The sequence below is a fragment of the Candidatus Poriferisocius sp. genome (genome assembly GCF_965204015.1).
Classification (GTDB): domain Bacteria; phylum Actinomycetota; class Acidimicrobiia; order Acidimicrobiales; family Bin134; genus Poriferisocius.
In genome coordinates, this window is sequence record NZ_OZ241965.1 from 2,723,697 (window position 1) to 2,740,481 (window position 16,785).

Sequence of the window (16,785 nt, forward strand, 5' to 3'; positions counted from 1 at the left end):
GATGACGGGGCTCTTCCCAGAGATTGAGCCATTCGAGGCTGGCCATTTGGACGTCGGCGATGGCAACAGCGTCTATTGGGAAGCTTGCGGCAACCCGGAGGGCAAGCCTGCCCTGGTAGTGCATGGCGGGCCGGGGAGCGGCTGCACTCCGACGCATCGGCGGTTCTTCGACCCTTCCGTCTACAGGATCGTGCTGGTCGATCAGCGAGGGGCGGGCCGGAGCACTCCGCATGCTGGCGACGAAGGCACGAGCCTTGAGCAAAATACGACTGACCACCTTGTGAGAGACATGGAGGCGCTCCGGTCCCATCTGAGCATCCACCGGTGGCTTATCTTCGGCAACAGCTGGGGGTCGACGCTCGCGCTGGTCTATGGCCAGCGGCACCCCGAACGGGTGTCAGAGATTGTGTTGCTGGCAGTGACGACTTCAGATCGGGACGAGATCCACTGGCTGTACCACGGTGCCGGCCGCTTATTTCCGGACGACTGGGAGCGGTTTCGCGCCGGTGCAGGGGGCAGCGGCCGAGATGACGACCTCGTTGGCGCCTACTACCGCTTGCTCAACAGTCCAGATCCCAGTGTTCGCGAACAGGCTGCCGCGGAGTGGTGTCGGTGGGAGGACGCAGTGGTCTCAGGTACCGAGCCGAATCCCCGATACGACGATCCACGCTTCCGAATGGCCTTCGCCCGCATCGTCACCCACTACTTCCATCACGGGGCCTGGCTCGAACCCCGCCAGATCATCCGCAACGTCCACCGCCTGCACGGCATTCCGGCGGTACTGATCCACGGCCAGCTCGACCACAGCACCCCGATCGCCACCGCCCAAGAGCTTGCCCACGCTTGGCCCGACAGCGAACTCATCGTCGTCGACGCCGGGCATCTCGCCAACGAGCCGGCAATGGTCGAGGCGGCAGTCGACGCTACCAACCGCTTCGGCGGCTAGAGGTGCGGCAGTACTTCGGTTTCGAAGAGGCGGAGGTTTTCCCAGGATAGGGCGGGGTCTAGGCCGCCCATTAGGGGGTGGAACATTAGGGCGTCGAAGTCGCCCATGGCCTTGATCATGTCGATGGCTTCGGCTGGGGAGATGAGGTGGTGCATGCCCATGGCCCGGAGGGCATCGGCGTCGTTCACGGGCTCGTAGCCGGTGGCGGCGCCGGACTCGGCGGCCCATTGGCCGTAGGCGTTCATCTCGTGGAGGGCGTGGGGGGCGACTTGGGCCCAGGTGGCGTCGGGGTCGTGGGTGATGTGCAGGTAGCCGACGCCGCCGGAGGTGGCCGGGCCGGGGTCGTCACGGCCGAGCTTGATCACCTCGTCGCGGTAGAAGTCCCAGAACTCGGGCATGGTGGGCAGGAACCCATCCGCGATGCGGGCCGCCCGCCGGGCCGCCGGTTCGCCGCTGCCGCCCAGCCAGATGGCCGGCCGGGGATTCTGATACGGGGTGGGGGTCACCCGCACGGTGCGGCCCCGGAACTCGAACGGCTCGCCGGTCCACGCCGCCTTGAGGGTCTCCACCATCTCCACGGTGAGCCGCACCCGGTCGCCGGTGGTATACCCGAACATCTCGAACTCCGAGGGCACATACCCCCCGGCCACCGTCACGCTGATGCGCCCCTTGCTGATCCGGTCCAGCACCGCCAGGTCTTCGGCGATCCGCAGCGGGTCGTGCATGGGGGCGATGAGCGCGGCCAGCATGATGTGGATGTTCTCGGTGCGAGCGGCGATGGCCGAGGCCAGCGCCACCAGCGAGGGCAGGTAGCCGTCGTCGGAGCCGTGGTGCTCCGACAGCGTGACCGACACGAAACCCAAGTCTTCGGCCCACACCGCCTGCTCGATGGCGGCGTGGTACAGCTCCTCCACCGGCACCGGGCAGATGTCCGGGCAGCGGAAGTCGTAGCGGATGTTGAGCAGGGCCATGGCCGCCTCCTGTCTGTGGTGCGCTAGCTCTTCTTGAACTCGGTTGGCAGTTTCACCAGCCAGCGTCAGTTCTTGAACTCCGGGATCACGTACTTGCCCATGAGCTCGATGGAGGTCATCACATCCTCGTGGGCCATCTTGTACGGGTTGAACAGGCAGAACAACAGGTCGCAGCCCACCGCCTCGTAGCGCTTGGCGATCTCCACGCACCGGTCGGGGTCGCCAATCACCGCGGCGCCCGACTCCCAGATGTAGTCCATGGTGATCTGGCCCAAAAGGCCCTCGTCGCGGCTCTTGGCCGCATCGCCGGTGTACTCGTAGGTGCCCAGCTCGGCCACCTCCAGGTCGGCCAGGTAGTCGGCCACCGAGGCGATGAGCCCGCCCCCGTAGCCCGGATACCACACAAACGACTCCTCGGCGGCGGCCCGGGCCTTCTCGTTGGTCTCGTTGCAGTGCACCATGGTGAAGGTGGCGGCCCGCTCGTTGCGGAACGCCCCCACCGGCTGGTCGCAGTCGGCGTGGCCCTTGCGGAACGCCTCGAGCCGCTCGGCCAAATCCTCGGGCGGCTGGCCCACGGTGAACGAGCACAGCCCGATGCCCCGCTTGCCGATCTCGTAGTGGCCGGGCACCGAGCTGGTGGCCCCCCAGATGGGCGGGTGGGGATCCTGGCGGGGCTTGGGCAGCACCCGGCGCTTGGGCATCGACCAGTAGTCGCCCTCGAACTCGTACTCGTCGTTGGTCCAGCAGCCCACGATGTGGCGCAGCGCCTCGTCCCACTGGGCCCGGGTCTCGTTGGGGTGGATGTTGAAGCCCTCCAGCTCGGCCCGGGTGGACGAGCGGCCGGTGCCGAACTCCACCCTCCCGTTGCTGATGAGATCCAGCACCGCCACCGACTCCGCCGTGCGCACCGGGTGGTTGTAGGGCTTGGGCAGAAGCCGCACGCCGTAGCCGATCCGCAGGTTCTCGGTGAGGGCCGCGATGTGGCCATACAGCACCTCGGGGTTGGAGCAGTGGGAGTACTCCTCCAAGAAGTGGTGTTCCACCGTCCAGAACGAGTGGAAGCCCATCTTGTCGCCCAGAACGGCTTGTTCGATGGTGTTCTGGTAGGCGTTGTACTCACTCTCACGAGTCCAGGGCCGAGCCACCGGAATCTCGTAGAACATCGCAAACTCCATGCCAATCCCCTTGTGTGTGCGGCGCAGTTCCGGGGCCGATGGTAAACGGCGCGACCCCGAGCAGGCGCATTGGGCTCGGTTAGTGTGCGGGCCATGGCACTAGATCCGGCCGCCAAGGCCGTCATGGACATGATGGAAGAAAACGGCGTGAGCTTTGCGGGCATCGCCTCGATGACCGCGGTGGAGCTGCGCAACCGCATGCAGCTCGGCGACATGCCGGTGGAGGATGTGGCCCGCACCGAAGACCGGGTGATCGCCGGCCCCGACGGCACCGACCTGCCCATCCGCATCTACTGGGCCGAGGTGACCGATGAGGCCCGCCCGGTGGTGGTGTTCTTCCACGGCGGGGGCTGGGTGATCGGCGGCATCGACAGCCACGACGGCCAGGTGCGCGAGATGGTGAACCGCACCGGCATGGTGTTCGTGTCGGTGGACTACCGGCTGGCGCCCGAGGCCAAGTTCCCGGCCGCCGCCGAGGACTGCTACGCCGCCACCCAGTGGGTGGCCGAGAATGCGGCCGACATCGGCGCGGATGCCGCCCGGCTGGGGGTGGCCGGCGACAGCGCCGGGGGCAACCTGGCCGCGGTGGTGGCCCAGATGGCCCGCGACCGGGGCGGCCCGGCCGTCGCCCATCAGTTGCTCGTGTATCCGTGCTGCGACATGGACTCCAACGCCTGGCCGTCGCAGACCGAGAACGGCTTCGACTATTTCCTCACCAAGGAGTCGATGGACTGGTTCTACGACCAGTACGCCGATGTGGCCGACCGCGACAACCCCTATGCCTCGCCCATCAAGGCCGACAGCCTCAGCGGGCTGCCCCCGGCGTGTGTGATCACCGCCGAGTACGACCCGCTGCGCGACGAGGGCGAGGCCTACGGGGCCGCGCTTCAGGAGGCCGGGGTGGCGTGTGAGGTCCACCGCTACGACGGCATGTTCCACGGCTTTTTCGGCATGACCCTGGCCATCCCCGGCGCAGTGGCCGCCCAGGAGGCCGCGGCCGCCGCGGTGACCGCCGCGCTGTCGGCTTGAGCTCGGCGTGACGCCCTGAGCACCGCCGCGGTCGGCTACGACGACCGCTACCGGTTCCGCCTGATGGCGGCCATCGTCCCCGTGCAGTTCGGGGTGAGCATGAGCCTGACGGTGATCGCGGTGGCCGTGGGCGACATCGCCCGAGACCTGAACACCGGAACCGGCGCCGCCAGCTGGACGGTGACCGGCGCCATCTTGGCCTCGGCGGTGTCCACGTCTTTGGGCGGCAAGTTTGGCGACATCTACGGCCACCGCCGGGCCTTCCTCGCCGCGGCGGTGATGCTGGTGGTGGTGACGCCGCTCAGCGGGCTGGCGTGGAGCATCGAGAGCCTCATCGGGTTCCGGGTGGCGGCCGGGGTGGCCAACGGGGTGGCCACCGCCGCGGGCACCGCCATGGTGCTGTTGGCGTTCCCCATCTCCACCCGCTCGAGGGCCATCGGCTGGTACCAGTCGGCGCTGTCGGGGGCGCCGGCCATCGGACTGATCGTGGGCGGGCAGATCGTGGAGCAGTTCGGCTGGCGGTGGGTGTTCGCCTTCTTCGGGGTGATCGCCGTGGTCGGCCTGGTAACCAGCGCCACGGTGGTGCGGCCCATGGGCGGCGGCCTGGAGGTGTCAATCGACTACTGGGGCGGCCTCACGCTCTCGGCCGGGGTGGCTCTGGTGCTGGTGGGGCTCACCCTCTTGGGCAACGACGGGGTGGGCGCCTCGGTGAGCATCGTGCTGATGGCCGGCGGAGTGGTGCTTTTGGCCGCGTTCGCCCGCATCGAACAGCGGGTGCCCGAGCCCATCATCAGCATGGACTACCTGCGAAAGCGCAACTTCAGCATCCCCATCTGGGTGGTGACCCTGGCCAACTTCTCGTTCATGGGCGGACTGGTGATCACCCCGTTCCTGTTCACCGAGCGGCTGGGCTGGGGCCTCGGGGCGGCCACGTTGCTGTTGGCTGTGCGGCCGATCACCTTCAGCTCGTGCGCCTTCGCCGGCGGCTACATCCACCCCCGCCTGGGGGCCCGGATGACCCCGGTGGTGGGATCGTCGCTTCTGGCGGTGGGCATGGTGTTCTTCGCCCTGTCGGCCTGGCAGGCCTCGCTCGGCTGGACGGTGGCGGGGCTGTTCGTGGTGGCCATCGGCCACGGCATCCAGCTCCCGTCGCTCACCACCACCGCCTCCGACGCCGTGGAGCCCGAGGACTACGGCGTGGCCTCCGGCATGCGGGGCACACTCACCCAAGTGGGCGTGACCACCGGCATGCAGACCATGGTCATCGTGATCGGCACCGACATCACCGGCACCTCCCTAGCCAACTCCTACCTCCTAGGCGCCGGAGCCGCAGTACTAGCCGTAGCCCTCTCCCTAGCCATCTCCCCCCGCTCTGTCTAAATTTAATAGAACATATTGGAATAGACGTAAAAAGCCTGTAACTTCAGTTCTGGCAGGGCACTAGTCCAACCTGGGCATCCATAGGCCGAACTGCACCCCTGCATTGGAGAGGTCGAAGGAAATGAGCGTCTCGCAGCGCAAAGAAGGACCCGTGGATGGCGAGAAGGTAAGGCCCTGGGGGTGGCGGCTTGAGCTCGCCACCCCCCGGCCAGCTATGCCCAAGGTCGCTTCACCGCAAAGGGGAGAGGCTAGCAAGGGCTTACGTCGTCCAGTATAGGGACAGGGCCTGTGACGGACAACGGTGTTTCCGGGTCTTTGAGTGCCTCCGAGGTGGCGGAATTACGTCGCGTGCTCTCAACAGAACGCTTCAAGAGCTACCTGTGGGCGACAAGAGGCGATGCGACGCAGGCCATTCAACTCCACGCTTGGAACACAATGGTCAGCGGCGCATTCTACGGGCCGTTGCAGATGGTCGAGCTGGCTCTGCGCAATGCTGTGCATGACTGCGTGTCGGCTGTACACGGTCGGCAATGGCTCGGGGATCGCCAGGTGCTTCAGGGGAATGAGCTGCGCAGAGTCGAGGAGGCCCGCGCTCATGTGAAGCGCGAACGGAAGAATCCAACAGCAGACCGTGTTGTTGCGGAGCTGAGTTTCGGATTTTGGTTGTCGCTGTTCGCTAGGCGTTACGACGGCCTCTGGAATGCCGTATTGAATCGGGCATTCACCCCCACTCCACTGCGGCGCGACCTCTACGCCAGACTGGCTCAACTTCGCGACCTTCGGAATCGGATCGCACATCACGAGCCAATCCACCACTTGGCGCTCAGCGACAATTACGACGGTGCCCTATGGGTGCTTGAGAGGATCTCTCCGGTTGCTGCGACTTGGGTCAGCCAGCACAGCCGAGTGCCTGAGATCCTCGCAGATCCCGACAGGAGCGCTGACAGTTTCTAGCGAGCACCGACAGATTCTGAGCCGACCGGGGCGGCGCGTTCTCAGATCAACGTGTGGCTAGGGGAGCGGCTAGCCGCCGACAGACTGGCTTGGAGCGTTCCAACCCGCAGAATGTGGGACTTTCAACCCGCAGAATGTGGAGTTTTCAACCCGCAGTTTGTGGGACTTTCAACCCGCAGAATGTGGACCGGGTTCAGCTCAAGGCGATGTCGGCGGTACCGATGGGGAGGGGAAGGCCCTGGGGGTGGCGGCTTGAGCTCCAGCTCACCACCCCCCGGCCACCGTGCCCAAGTTCGCTTCACCGAAATCGGGAGAGGCTAGCAAGGGCGTACGCCGCCAAGATTAGTGCATGTCATTGGCGACTCGGCACGCCAATTTCGCCACGAGGCCCTCAGTCGAGTTCGACCAAATCACCTGAAGCGATGTCTCGCTCGGCTTCAGCGATGGCGTTCATAGTGGCCTCATCGGCGAGGATGTTCAGCGTTTCGAGAAGCGATTCGTGTTCCTCGTATCTCATGACGACTGCTGCCGATCTGTGTCGCTCCAGCTCTCCATAGGGCCTTTAGTATTCCATTGTGATTGCCCATGCGCTCGGGTAGTCTGACCTTAGTATTCCCCGCCTGGCCTGCTCCGCAGGGCATGGCGGGGCTATTTTTTGCCACCCGGTTTCTGCGATGGTGCGAAAGGTGATTGAGACGCGTCGCTGGCGCTTGGTCTTTTGGCCGTTCAAGGTGTCGGATTGCCGCTTGGCGATGCCGTGGCGCCACTTGGAGCGAGCATCGCCGTGCAAGAGAACGAGGCTGCGTGGGGCCAGGCAATGCACGTATTCGTCTCCGGTCGATTCGCAGCAGAAGTCCATGTTGACCGCCGAGCCCAAGCTCACGGTGGCGACAACGGGGCCGAAGCAGTCTCTGTCGATGTGGGGGGCGATGCCCTGTCCAGGCAGGTACTCGTTGATGATCGCCTGTTCGAACGGTTGCTGGGAGTTGAGCAACTGCTTCGCTTCTTCAGATGCAGCTTCACGCACCATGTGCGACAGTTGTTCCAGCCACTCGGGCAATGGCCCAATGCGAGCCGATTCATCAAGGCTGCGACTGGTGTAGTCGTACTTGTAGCCGAAGTGCAGCACACGCCGCGACAGGTCCGTGAGCCACTCAGAATTGTCGATATGAGCGAGCAGTCCGTCTTCCTCGGAGGCAGCCAAGAAGTCCGGGTGGTACTCAAGCCCCATCGGCACAGTGGCCGGTTCCGTCAGGACATCAAACAACATGGGCGGGACCCTACCGACACCCAGTGACAGCTTGACCGGCTGTGCTTTCCGCCACGCGTGGCTGGTGACGTGGATCGAGCCTAAGCAGTGACACCCTCCGCCAGGGCGAGCAGTAGGTCGATCACTCGTTGGGCATCGCCTGCTGCAACAAGTTCCAGCGGCCTCTCGTAGCCAAGATCAGGATTGGGTGAGCGCAACCAGAGACTTGCTGCGTTATCGCTCATGACCGACCGGGCCAGGTCGTCGACAGTCGGATGCTCATGGAGCCAATCGGTGTAGTTCCAGCTCTCCATAGGGTCTTCAGTATTCGAGGGCTGAGGAAGTCTCAAAGGACAGTTCGTCGAAGGTTTGGCCGGTGGCGTCGAGATAGAGGCTTAGCGGGCAGGCATCGACTTCGGTGCCATCACCCCACGCCACCGCACCGGAATCGGCCACGATGTGTGCTGAGTGCCAGAAGTCCGGATCGGCCCATGCAGCGAACACGCCGCCGAGTGCCGCGCTGTCCGACATATCGACAACGCCGGTGGTGCCGTCATCGAATCGCAGCCGGAGCTTGTACGGCTCTTGAACCTCGAGTTCAACCACATGGGGCGACAGCATGAGAGAAACGATATTCCCAGCTCCCCACCAACCGCGAACGACTTGCGCCTGTCTCTAGTCGCTTGCTTGGAAGGGGGGCGGGATGAGGTCTTCGTACATGGCCGGGTCGGGAGGCACGACTGCTACCTTGCCGTTGCGCCGCGTCACCACGCCGGTCCCGGTTTGGTACGCCAAAAGATGCGCGTCCTTGGCGGCAAGCTGCAGCGACCGCAAGATGGATTCGGTCAACTCTTCGCCGCTCAAGACAGGAGGATGATCGATAAAGGCCTCTTGGTCGATGTCGCTTGACCCCGTTGAGTTCATGCCTTGCTCGGCAATCAGCGGCACCGGCCCGGTGTTGTCCAACGCTCTCCACTCGTTAGCCCTACCCATGTAGTGCTCACGCAAGTTCCGCAATCCAGAGTCGAAGCGCCTGCGAACCACATATTCAGGCACTTGATGGCCCCCCTGTTTAACCCGCTGCGCTACTCGTCGCACAGCATCCTCGGGGCTGCCAAGACTCAGAAACACCAGCACCACTCGATAGCCGTCGCGTCGCCACTGATCGATGCGCCTCAAGTAGCCGCGGCCCGCCAGGGTGGTCTCGAAAGCGAAGCTGCGCCCCTGGGCAGCCAGACGGTTGATCTCGGCCAGCATCAGCCGGCCGGCAGCGGCTTCCACACCGGTACCGAGATCAAGCGGCGACAAACCAGCGGCGATGAGATCAGCGTTGACGAAGTGCAGACCAGGCACCTCGCTTCGCAGATGCCTCATCGCAAACGTGGTCTTACCCGCACCGTTTGGGCCAGCGATCACGAAGATCTGCTTATCGGCCATGCAAGAACACGATAGGCGGCTCTTCGTCGTTGCTGGCCAGTGCCGCCCCTGCAATGGGTTGGCACTCAAATGGTTGACCGAATGCAGATGAGTTGTTGCGTTTTGTGCCTGAGTACGAGAGAGTGAGTGCGTGACGTCCGCCAATCTGGATCCCGAACGCCAGCAGAATGAGCGCGATGCGGGATCGTTCACGTCCAGGCCTGTGCCTACAGATGAGTGGCTCGGAGATGTGTTCTTCCGCGGGTACATCGGTGCTTCGGGAGAACCGAAGGGCATTATCCCGCAAGACTAGGTTCATCCGCTCGGTGCGGGTTCGAAGACCGTCCGGTCGCAGGTGAACACAGCCTCGGCCCCCACAGCGTCTACCACCTCAAGCCTCCATATGGGTAGCCCTGTTTCTCTGCGGTCGACGATCACAGGCTCAGAAGTGAGCTTCAGCGTGTCAATCCACTCGGCCTCCGGGGTCTTGATCCGCACCAAGTCTCCCTCCTTCAACGGTTGGACCGCATTTGCATTGAACTCATGGGTGTGGAGGCGGTCCAAGAGGTTGAGAAGCTGGTCTTCGGCCGCGGCGGAGCCCAGCGGCCTCATTAGTGCCCGGTACTGCCTTTGGGCGCACATCACCCAGTCACCCAAGTTCTGCTCCCACAGGTCGGTGACATAGCCGTGGCCACCAAGCTCGTAACCCACCCTTTCGAGGAGATGGCCCAAAGCCGTGATCAAATTCATCTGGTAGGTCAACCGGGGATCCTCTAGTGCCCTTTCTCTTGTGCCAACGACCGCCTCGGCCACCCTCTTAAATCCAGCGATCTGCTCCATCAAATCCGCAGGCCCGTCAAAATGAATGTCGATGAGGCTGTGGGGCGCATAGGGGAGGCTTCCCGCCATGAGGTGCACGGTCTTGAGAGCATTAGTGCGAGCCCCCGCAATTCCTCGACTCCCTGCCAGCACAACTCTTGCATTGCTGACGGTCAGGGTTAGCCACGCAACGTAGGCGTTGTGGTCTCGGCGGGTTTTGTGCGGCAGCAGCCAATAGTTCAGCCGAGGGTGGAGTACGTAGAAGGCGGCGGTTATCGCGACCACCGCTGAGGCGCCGCCGGCAATGTTGGCTGCCTTGACCGATCCCTCTTGGCTCCAAAAGACGACTAGACCGATGACTGAAGGGGGAACCGTGAAGATGGCAGCCTTCAGGTAAGCAACCCGGCCTGCATGCTTGATGCGAGCCAGCCAACCCTTGATTCCGCCTAACACGCCCATCGTGCTCGAAATATATCGAGATATACTAGAAAGTCAACGCCTCCATTCAACAGAGGCAAGCCCACCTACACCCGAGCGAAGCGGGTGATGAAGCGGTGGACTTGGGCTGGGGTGTTGCCGGGCCAGAAGGCGTGGAGCAGCCAGGTTGCGCCGGCCTCGGCGAATGGCGCGGTGTCGATCCATGTCGCACCACACCCGACCCTTCAGATTTCATCGATCAACTCGAAGCCGATCACATCGATCTGGCGGTGCTCGGTGTTTATGGTAAAGCCCACACCGATGCGCCACATGTCCCCTTGGTGGACAACGGCGTAGAATTCGCCGTGGTGATCCCTCTTCGCGGGGATGCCAAAAGGGTCAGCCATCAACTCCTTGATGAATTTAAGCCCATCTGCTTTGGCCTCGTCAGGAAGAGGACGCGAGCCACTGAACTTGTTCCAGCGCGATAGGGCATTGGTCTCCCAGAGGTTGTCGTTGCTCATTGTGGGGTTTCGTACTGAGCGATAAGGCTCTTTTGCTCAGCGGGAATCAGCTACAAATTTGCGGCCCCGTGGATGGTCCTTGAGCGCATCGCGAATTGGCTCCAGCTCCTTTGGCAGCCGCTTCGCATACTCCCGCATCGCCTCATGGGGGATGATCTGATTTGCGACTACGGTTCCGCCCTCTGTGACTTCCACCCAGGGCCCCTCCTCGTGAACGAGCGCAACTAGGTCTTTGCCGCTCTTCCCACGGAATCTGGCGACCACGGACCTCATAACATCATCGAGGTCTTGGGGAATGCTGCGGGACCTCGCACCCCTGCTGGGCCTGTCGTGCCAGACATCTGCAACCACAGGCCCGTTCTTCCATGCCTCTATGCTTTCCGGGAACGCCGGAGCACCGTACCAGGCAAGATGCTCTGCCTGGATGAAGAAAAGAAGCTTGTGGAGCTTCAGCTTTGAGAGCCGCGGGTTGCGATTGAGCAGCTCATCGGCAATGGCGAAAGCGCTTGATGCCGCACTCGCGCTGATGCTCATTTCGGGCTCCCAGGCTTCATGGGCGTAACAGTATACGCGTTGGGTGTGACAGCCCCCACGCCTTAGCTGGTGGGCTCGGTTCTGGAAGCAAGCCCGCCTATCCCTGGGCGAATCGGGTGATGAAGCGGTGGACTTGGGCTGGGGTGTTGGCGGGCCAGAAGGCGTGGAGCAGCCAGGTTGCGCCGGCCTCGGCGAATGGCATAGCCCTATTCGTCGACCACCCATGCGCCGGTGCGGTGCTGCACCCGCTCTTGGGACCACAGGCGGCCCAACAGCTCGGCCCCCTCGGTCAGCTTCGCCGCCCGCTCGGCGGGGTCATCGGGCTCGCCGAAGGCCGAGAGCTCCCGGGCCCGGTCGCTGCCGAGGCCGAGCCCGAGGATCACCCTTCCTGCGCTGAGCTGGTCGAGAGACAGCGTGGCCTGCGACACGTTGATGAGCCTGCGACGAGCCAGCGGGGTGACCATCGGCCCGATCCTGATCCGCCGGCTGCGAGTTGCCGCCACAGCCAGGGCCACCCAAGGATCGGCAATCGGCCAGTTGCCCTCAACCGGGCTGAGCACATGGTCCCAGACGAACACCCCGTCGAGCCCGGCCTCATCGGCAGCCTCAGCGATATCCCCAAACGCCACCAGGTCCGCCAACGCCCCGAACAACGGCATCGTCAACCCATGTCGCACCACTTCTGACCCTAGTTTGAGGCGGGGCGAGGAAATTGCCGTGGTGGTCGACTAAGGGTTCGGCTAGTCTGTCCGCAGTACTCCCCGCCTGGCCTGCTCCGCAGGGCATGGCGGGGCTATTTTTTTGCCGGTCCGTCGGTGTCACTCCTCTTTGCTGGTGGCCCGCAAGGGAATAACGGCCTTGGTCGGTGCTGGAAACCTCTCTGTGCAGCTATCGCAGATAGCCTGATGACAAGAGCGCCGAACCTGTGGGCAGCGACCACAACGAAGACAAAGTCCAATGGTCCAGGGTGCTGCAAGCAGTCACTGGGAAAGGAAGCCGGTTTGAAGAACTTTGATCTTGCGGCCCAGTTCGCCGCCGACGCCGACGACCTCGCAAGGGCCCGTGATGGGGCCGGAAGAGCACATCGGTCAGGGAACATAAGCACGGCGGGGAACGAAGTCGAGGAGGCGTGCCGGGACTATTTCAGGCGGATGCTCCCAGACCGCTACTGCGTAACCACCGGTCATCTGATTGACTTCAACGGCAATGTGAGTCCGCAGCAGGACATAATCGTTGCCGATACCACGAGGATGTCCTCTCTGTACACCACCAGGGACGGCACCGAGTACATCCCGGCGACCTCGGTCTTCGCCATCGGGGAGGTCAAGTCGGCGTATTACCACTCGGAGGACTATTTCGGGAAGTATCGGAACACGCTTCAGACGATCGGAGAGATGGACCGGCCCCTAATCGAGAACACCTGTCCTAACGGGGCGATAAATGCCAGCAGCCTGATCACGGACATAGTGCGTCCTCACATAAGCGATAAGTACAACAACCGCTTGTTCTCGTTCCTACTGTGCGTGGATGGCGGGGACTTCGAATTTGCCAAAGTCAGATCCCACCTGCGGGAGACGGATCCGGAGCTAGTGCCATGCGTCTCTGTGCTGCTGGACAGGGGCATGATTCTGTATGCCGAGAAAGATGTGGTGAAGGGGCTGGGAATCACTCCCTATCCCGGCGACCACGGCCCGGAGACGCACAATTGGTGCTGGTTTGAGGGCGTTCCCAAGCCCGGCGGCACCCGGGCGGGGGCGCACCTGTCAATGCTGTACGCGATACTGCTGGACCATCTGCTGAAGTCTGATCTGGGCCACAGCGGCCCCTTCAAGTATCTGGGACAGGACATGAGGATGGGCGACCGCCGCACCCTGCAGTGGGCCGACTAGACCAAATGGGGGATTCCACCAGTTCCTCTACGAAAGCGTTTCTATGCTTGCCAGGAGATCTTTTGGTTCTCTATGCGGGTCCTTCTTTGGAAGTTCATTCCATCATCCACAAGTAGTAGCCGTCAGTCTGGTTACACCAACAAGGTTTCAACCCCCAATAGAAGGATGTGCCAAGATTTCCGGCCATGACGGGTATCGCAAGTGTGAGGGATACATGCCTACCCCGTGAGGAGGTATTGCGGGGAGGGCTGGTCGACAAGCACTTTGCTGCTCAGCTCGATCAGGTGATCGCCAACGCGCCGGGTTACCACGACTACGCCGATGCCGACTCTTTCTTCAAGATCACCCACCCCACCCATGGCCTCAAAGACCTGCTGGCTGGCACGTTCGCCCGCTTATCGAACAACGCAGCCGCCGCAGCCAACGCTGAGCACGCCGTGTACCGCTACGAGACCAGCTTCGGTGGCGGAAAGACCCACGGCCTGATCGCTCTGTGGCACTTGGCCAAAGGCGCCCGGCCCCACAATCTCGACGAGTTCATCGATCCCGCCCTGCTCCCTCAAGAGTGCTCAGCCGCGGCTGTCGTGGGCGACAGCCTCGACCCGGTGAACGGCCTCACCACCGGCGACATCACCACCTACACCCTGTGGGGCGAGATCGGCCGCCAGCTCAGCCCCGAGGCGTGGGCCCTCGTCCAGGCTAGCGACGAGGCTCGCACCGCTCCCGGCAAGCAGGTATGGCTCGAGATGTTCGGCACAGCCCCCACCGTGATCGTTATCGACGAGATCGCCCAGTACCTGCGCCAGCTTGCCTCCTCGGCCAGATCGGACATCAACCAGCTGGCCAGAGCCACTGTCGCCAGTCTGAAGGTGCTGTTCGAGGCGGCCACGGCCGCTCCTGCCGTGCGGGTCATCGTGACCCTGGCCACCGGCACCGCTGCCTTCGGCCAGGAAACCACCGAGATCAGCCAAACGCTGAACGACGTGGCCGCCGAACAGCTCATCACCGAGGCCAACGACGTGATGGAGCGGCCCAAGGGGGCCATTGGCCGGCCCGCCGAGGATCACGAGATCGGCTTCATCCTGCGGCGCCGCCTGTTCTCCGAAGTCGACAACGAGGCCGCAGCAGCCGCCGCCGCCGCATATCAGGAGTTGTACCGCACTCTGGCCCAGCGGGGCGTGGCCGTTGGGGCGGCTACTGCCGACCCGGCCGCATACGCCGAGCGCATCGCTAGCGCCTATCCCTTCCACCCCGCGCTTATCGACTGCCTCGACAAGCGCATCGGCCCAATGCCGGGATTCCAGCGGGCACGGGGTGCTCTGAAGATGCTGGCTGAGGCAGTCGCTGCCCTGTGGGCCGACGGGGTGGACGCCCCCACCATCAATCTGGGCGACCTGCCGCTGCACTACTCCCAGGTACGGGCGTCAATCACCACCTCCATCGACCGTGACGCCCTCGACGGCCCGGCGGTAGCCGACTTCGCCGCCCCGAGCAGCCACGCCGGCGGGGTAGACCAAGAGCGCTGGCCCGCCCAGCGCACCGCCACCCGGGCGTGTACAACGGTCTTCTGCCACAGCGTGGCCGGCGAGCCTCTGCCCGGAGCAGCCCTGCCCGACATCTACGCCGGCACATGCCAGCCCGATGACGATCCTGACGCCATAGACGAGGCGTTGGTGGCCACCAGCCAGGTGGCATGGCACTTGGTGTCCGACGGAGCGACCTGGCGATTCCAGATTGCCCCAAACGCAAACCGGATCATTGCCTCGGAAATGGCAAACGTGGCCAACGCCGACATCACCGAGGAACTCGACCACCGCATCCGCCAACTCTTCCCCACCGACGGCCCAGTGAAGGCGATCCACTTTCCTTCAAGCACCGCCGACGTGCCCGACGAACAACAGCTCCGCCTGGTGGTGTTCTCCCACCTCGACGTAACAACCACTGCCCGCGACGCCCACATCCCGCACGAAAAGGTGGCCAACGTGGCCAATCGGTTCGGCGCGAGAGAGCAGAACCGCACCTACCGCAATGCGTTGGTCTCACTAGTGGCCGACGATGATGCCATCGAGGCCATGCGGGATCGCGTGGGCTTCGAACTGGCTGCCCATCGTGTCACTACGGATACCGCCCGCATGGACCAGTTCGACCGTGACGTGTCGAAAACTCTCAAGTCGCTGGCCGACAAGTCCGTCTTGGAGACCCGTATTGCCATCTGCGCTGCCTACCGCCACTTGTACTATCCGGCGCGCGACCCCGCCAACCAGAATCTTCGTCACCACGACCTACCCGCCCGCGACCAGGGGAGAGTGGAGCAAGCTCAGACCGCAGTGATCATCGAGGCCCTGCGGTCCAATGGCAAGATCACCGATACCGTGCCGACCACGGACCGGTTGGCCGCCGCGGTGGGGTTTAGCCCCAGCCATCCAGAGGTCACTACCGCTCAGCTGGCAGAAGGCCCGTGGCGAGACCACGCCCAAGCCATTGTGTTGAATCCCAGTCTCATCACCGATGCCATCGCCACCGGGGTGCGCTTCGGGGCTTGGGTGTATTACGACCCCGATCAAGGTAGGGCTTGGGGGCTGGGTGGTCCCCCGCCACCCGCTCGCATTGACGGCAATGTGTGGCTCTATACCGAGGAACGGGCCCAAGAGCTGGGCCTGCTCCGCCGACCGGTGGACCAGCCAACCATCAACACCGCGCTGGCCGCCAACGGCGGGAGCATTGACGGTGCTGCGCTCCGCCGCGAGCTGCACAAAGCACTAGACGGTGAACCGGAGAAATCCGAGGTGCTTGAGGCCTTGACCCGAGGTGTGCGTTCTGGAAGCTGTGTGGTTGTCCTGACAGATCCCAGCGGTACCAATAGTGATGATGCGGCGATTGCCGCTGACGAGATCATCGGGACGGAACTGGACAGTCTCCTAGTCTTTACCCCTGAGAAAGCCGAGGAAAAGGGGGTCGGCTCCACACCAGCAGATCGCGGTGGACCTGTCATCGTGCGGGGGGTGGGCGACACCGTGGGAGTCGCCTTTCGCCAGATCGACGACGCCCTCGTCGATCGGGGCGGCGGCCCGGTAGCCGGACTCACAGTTACTGCCACCGCTGACGTCGGAGAAGGTGCCCGAGACCTGCGGGTCCTGGGCTACTGCGTGAGCCAACTTCCCCGGTTCGACTGCCGAGTGACGGCCCAGATCATGGTGGAGTATGACGGCCTACACGGCAGCCTCTCCGCCGAGCTGACCGGCAGCGTCAGCGGATGGCGCCAGGTGGAGGACGCCCTGCTGGGCTTGGCCGACCGAGGTTCCGATGTGGATGGCAAGTTGGCCTTGGAGTTCACTCCGGCGGCACCCATCCCCTACGGCGGTCCAGACTGGGATCAGTTCCGCTCGGTAGTCACCACCAACGACCCCGGCGCAGTAGAGATCATCATCACGCTGGCTGAAGAAAGCAGCCGTGGCTAATGGGCGTGCCTACCACGAGGGAGC

General features: G+C 63.6%; 17 protein-coding genes. 6 read left to right on the top strand and 11 right to left on the bottom strand.

Annotated elements, in window-relative coordinates; translation table 11 throughout:
• The first annotated feature begins 1 nt into the window (after position 1).
• On the top strand, positions 2-946 hold the full coding sequence (gene pip / locus ACOGJC_RS12285; protein WP_419845285.1) for a prolyl aminopeptidase: 945 nt from the start codon (positions 2-4) through the stop codon (positions 944-946).
• Here pip and ACOGJC_RS12290 read toward each other — a convergent pair.
• Positions 943-1,917 carry an LLM class flavin-dependent oxidoreductase gene (locus ACOGJC_RS12290; RefSeq protein ID WP_419845286.1) on the bottom strand — a complete coding sequence of 325 codons (975 nt, stop codon included), beginning with the start codon at positions 1,915-1,917 and terminating at the stop codon, positions 943-945. The genes pip and ACOGJC_RS12290 overlap by 4 nt on opposite strands.
• Positions 1,918-1,982: 65 nt before the next feature.
• The gene (locus ACOGJC_RS12295) at positions 1,983-3,092 is read right to left on the bottom strand and encodes an LLM class flavin-dependent oxidoreductase (RefSeq protein WP_419845287.1); all 1,110 of its coding nucleotides are present in this window, start codon (positions 3,090-3,092) and stop codon (positions 1,983-1,985) included.
• Between the two features lie 93 nt (positions 3,093-3,185).
• Here ACOGJC_RS12295 and ACOGJC_RS12300 point away from each other — a divergent pair, with 93 nt between their 5' ends.
• From ACOGJC_RS12300 to ACOGJC_RS12310, 3 genes are all read left to right on the top strand, one after another.
• Positions 3,186-4,121, top strand: coding sequence for an alpha/beta hydrolase (locus ACOGJC_RS12300; protein ID WP_419845288.1), 936 nt, complete (start codon positions 3,186-3,188; stop codon positions 4,119-4,121).
• Positions 4,122-4,184: 63 nt separating this feature from the next.
• Entirely contained in the window at positions 4,185-5,501 is a 1,317-nt protein-coding gene (locus tag ACOGJC_RS12305; protein WP_419845289.1) for an MFS transporter, read from the top strand.
• A gap of 288 nt (positions 5,502-5,789) precedes the next feature.
• Positions 5,790-6,455, top strand: a complete 666-nt coding sequence (locus ACOGJC_RS12310) for a hypothetical protein (RefSeq protein WP_419845290.1) — start codon at positions 5,790-5,792, stop codon at positions 6,453-6,455.
• A 391-nt stretch (positions 6,456-6,846) separates the two neighbouring features.
• Here the strand turns inward: ACOGJC_RS12310 and ACOGJC_RS12315 are convergent, their stop codons facing one another.
• From ACOGJC_RS12315 to ACOGJC_RS12355, 9 genes are all read right to left on the bottom strand, one after another.
• On the bottom strand, positions 6,847-6,972 hold the full coding sequence (locus tag ACOGJC_RS12315; protein ID WP_419845291.1) for a hypothetical protein: 126 nt from the start codon (positions 6,970-6,972) through the stop codon (positions 6,847-6,849).
• Positions 6,973-7,017: 45 nt separating this feature from the next.
• Positions 7,018-7,725, bottom strand: coding sequence for an alpha-ketoglutarate-dependent dioxygenase AlkB (locus ACOGJC_RS12320; RefSeq protein WP_419845292.1), 708 nt, complete (start codon positions 7,723-7,725; stop codon positions 7,018-7,020).
• An 80-nt stretch (positions 7,726-7,805) separates the two neighbouring features.
• Complete coding sequence (locus ACOGJC_RS12325; RefSeq protein WP_419845293.1) at positions 7,806-8,018, bottom strand: MbcA/ParS/Xre antitoxin family protein; 213 nt, start codon at positions 8,016-8,018, stop codon at positions 7,806-7,808.
• A 7-nt stretch (positions 8,019-8,025) separates the two neighbouring features.
• Positions 8,026-8,325 (bottom strand): DUF2442 domain-containing protein, encoded by a 300-nt coding sequence (locus ACOGJC_RS12330; protein WP_419845294.1) that lies wholly within the window; start codon positions 8,323-8,325, stop codon positions 8,026-8,028.
• Positions 8,326-8,379: 54 nt separating this feature from the next.
• On the bottom strand, positions 8,380-9,141 hold the full coding sequence (locus tag ACOGJC_RS12335; protein ID WP_419845295.1) for an AAA family ATPase: 762 nt from the start codon (positions 9,139-9,141) through the stop codon (positions 8,380-8,382).
• Between the two features lie 294 nt (positions 9,142-9,435).
• Positions 9,436-10,398, bottom strand: a complete 963-nt coding sequence (locus tag ACOGJC_RS12340; protein ID WP_419845296.1) for a hypothetical protein — start codon at positions 10,396-10,398, stop codon at positions 9,436-9,438.
• Positions 10,399-10,601: 203 nt separating this feature from the next.
• Complete coding sequence (locus tag ACOGJC_RS12345; RefSeq protein ID WP_419845297.1) at positions 10,602-10,880, bottom strand: hypothetical protein; 279 nt, start codon at positions 10,878-10,880, stop codon at positions 10,602-10,604.
• Positions 10,881-10,916: 36 nt separating this feature from the next.
• Positions 10,917-11,414 carry a Panacea domain-containing protein gene (locus tag ACOGJC_RS12350; RefSeq protein ID WP_419845298.1) on the bottom strand — a complete coding sequence of 166 codons (498 nt, stop codon included), beginning with the start codon at positions 11,412-11,414 and terminating at the stop codon, positions 10,917-10,919.
• Positions 11,415-11,620: 206 nt separating this feature from the next.
• Complete coding sequence (locus ACOGJC_RS12355; RefSeq protein WP_419845299.1) at positions 11,621-12,073, bottom strand: LLM class flavin-dependent oxidoreductase; 453 nt, start codon at positions 12,071-12,073, stop codon at positions 11,621-11,623.
• A 342-nt stretch (positions 12,074-12,415) separates the two neighbouring features.
• On the opposite strand from ACOGJC_RS12355, the gene ACOGJC_RS12360 reads away from it, so the two are divergent.
• Together ACOGJC_RS12360 and ACOGJC_RS12365 are read left to right on the top strand one after the other, a co-directional pair.
• Positions 12,416-13,303 carry a DUF6602 domain-containing protein gene (locus tag ACOGJC_RS12360; protein ID WP_419845300.1) on the top strand — a complete coding sequence of 296 codons (888 nt, stop codon included), beginning with the start codon at positions 12,416-12,418 and terminating at the stop codon, positions 13,301-13,303.
• Positions 13,304-13,488: 185 nt separating this feature from the next.
• Positions 13,489-16,761 (top strand): DUF499 domain-containing protein, encoded by a 3,273-nt coding sequence (locus ACOGJC_RS12365; protein WP_419845301.1) that lies wholly within the window; start codon positions 13,489-13,491, stop codon positions 16,759-16,761.
• Positions 16,762-16,785 lie beyond the last annotated feature (24 nt).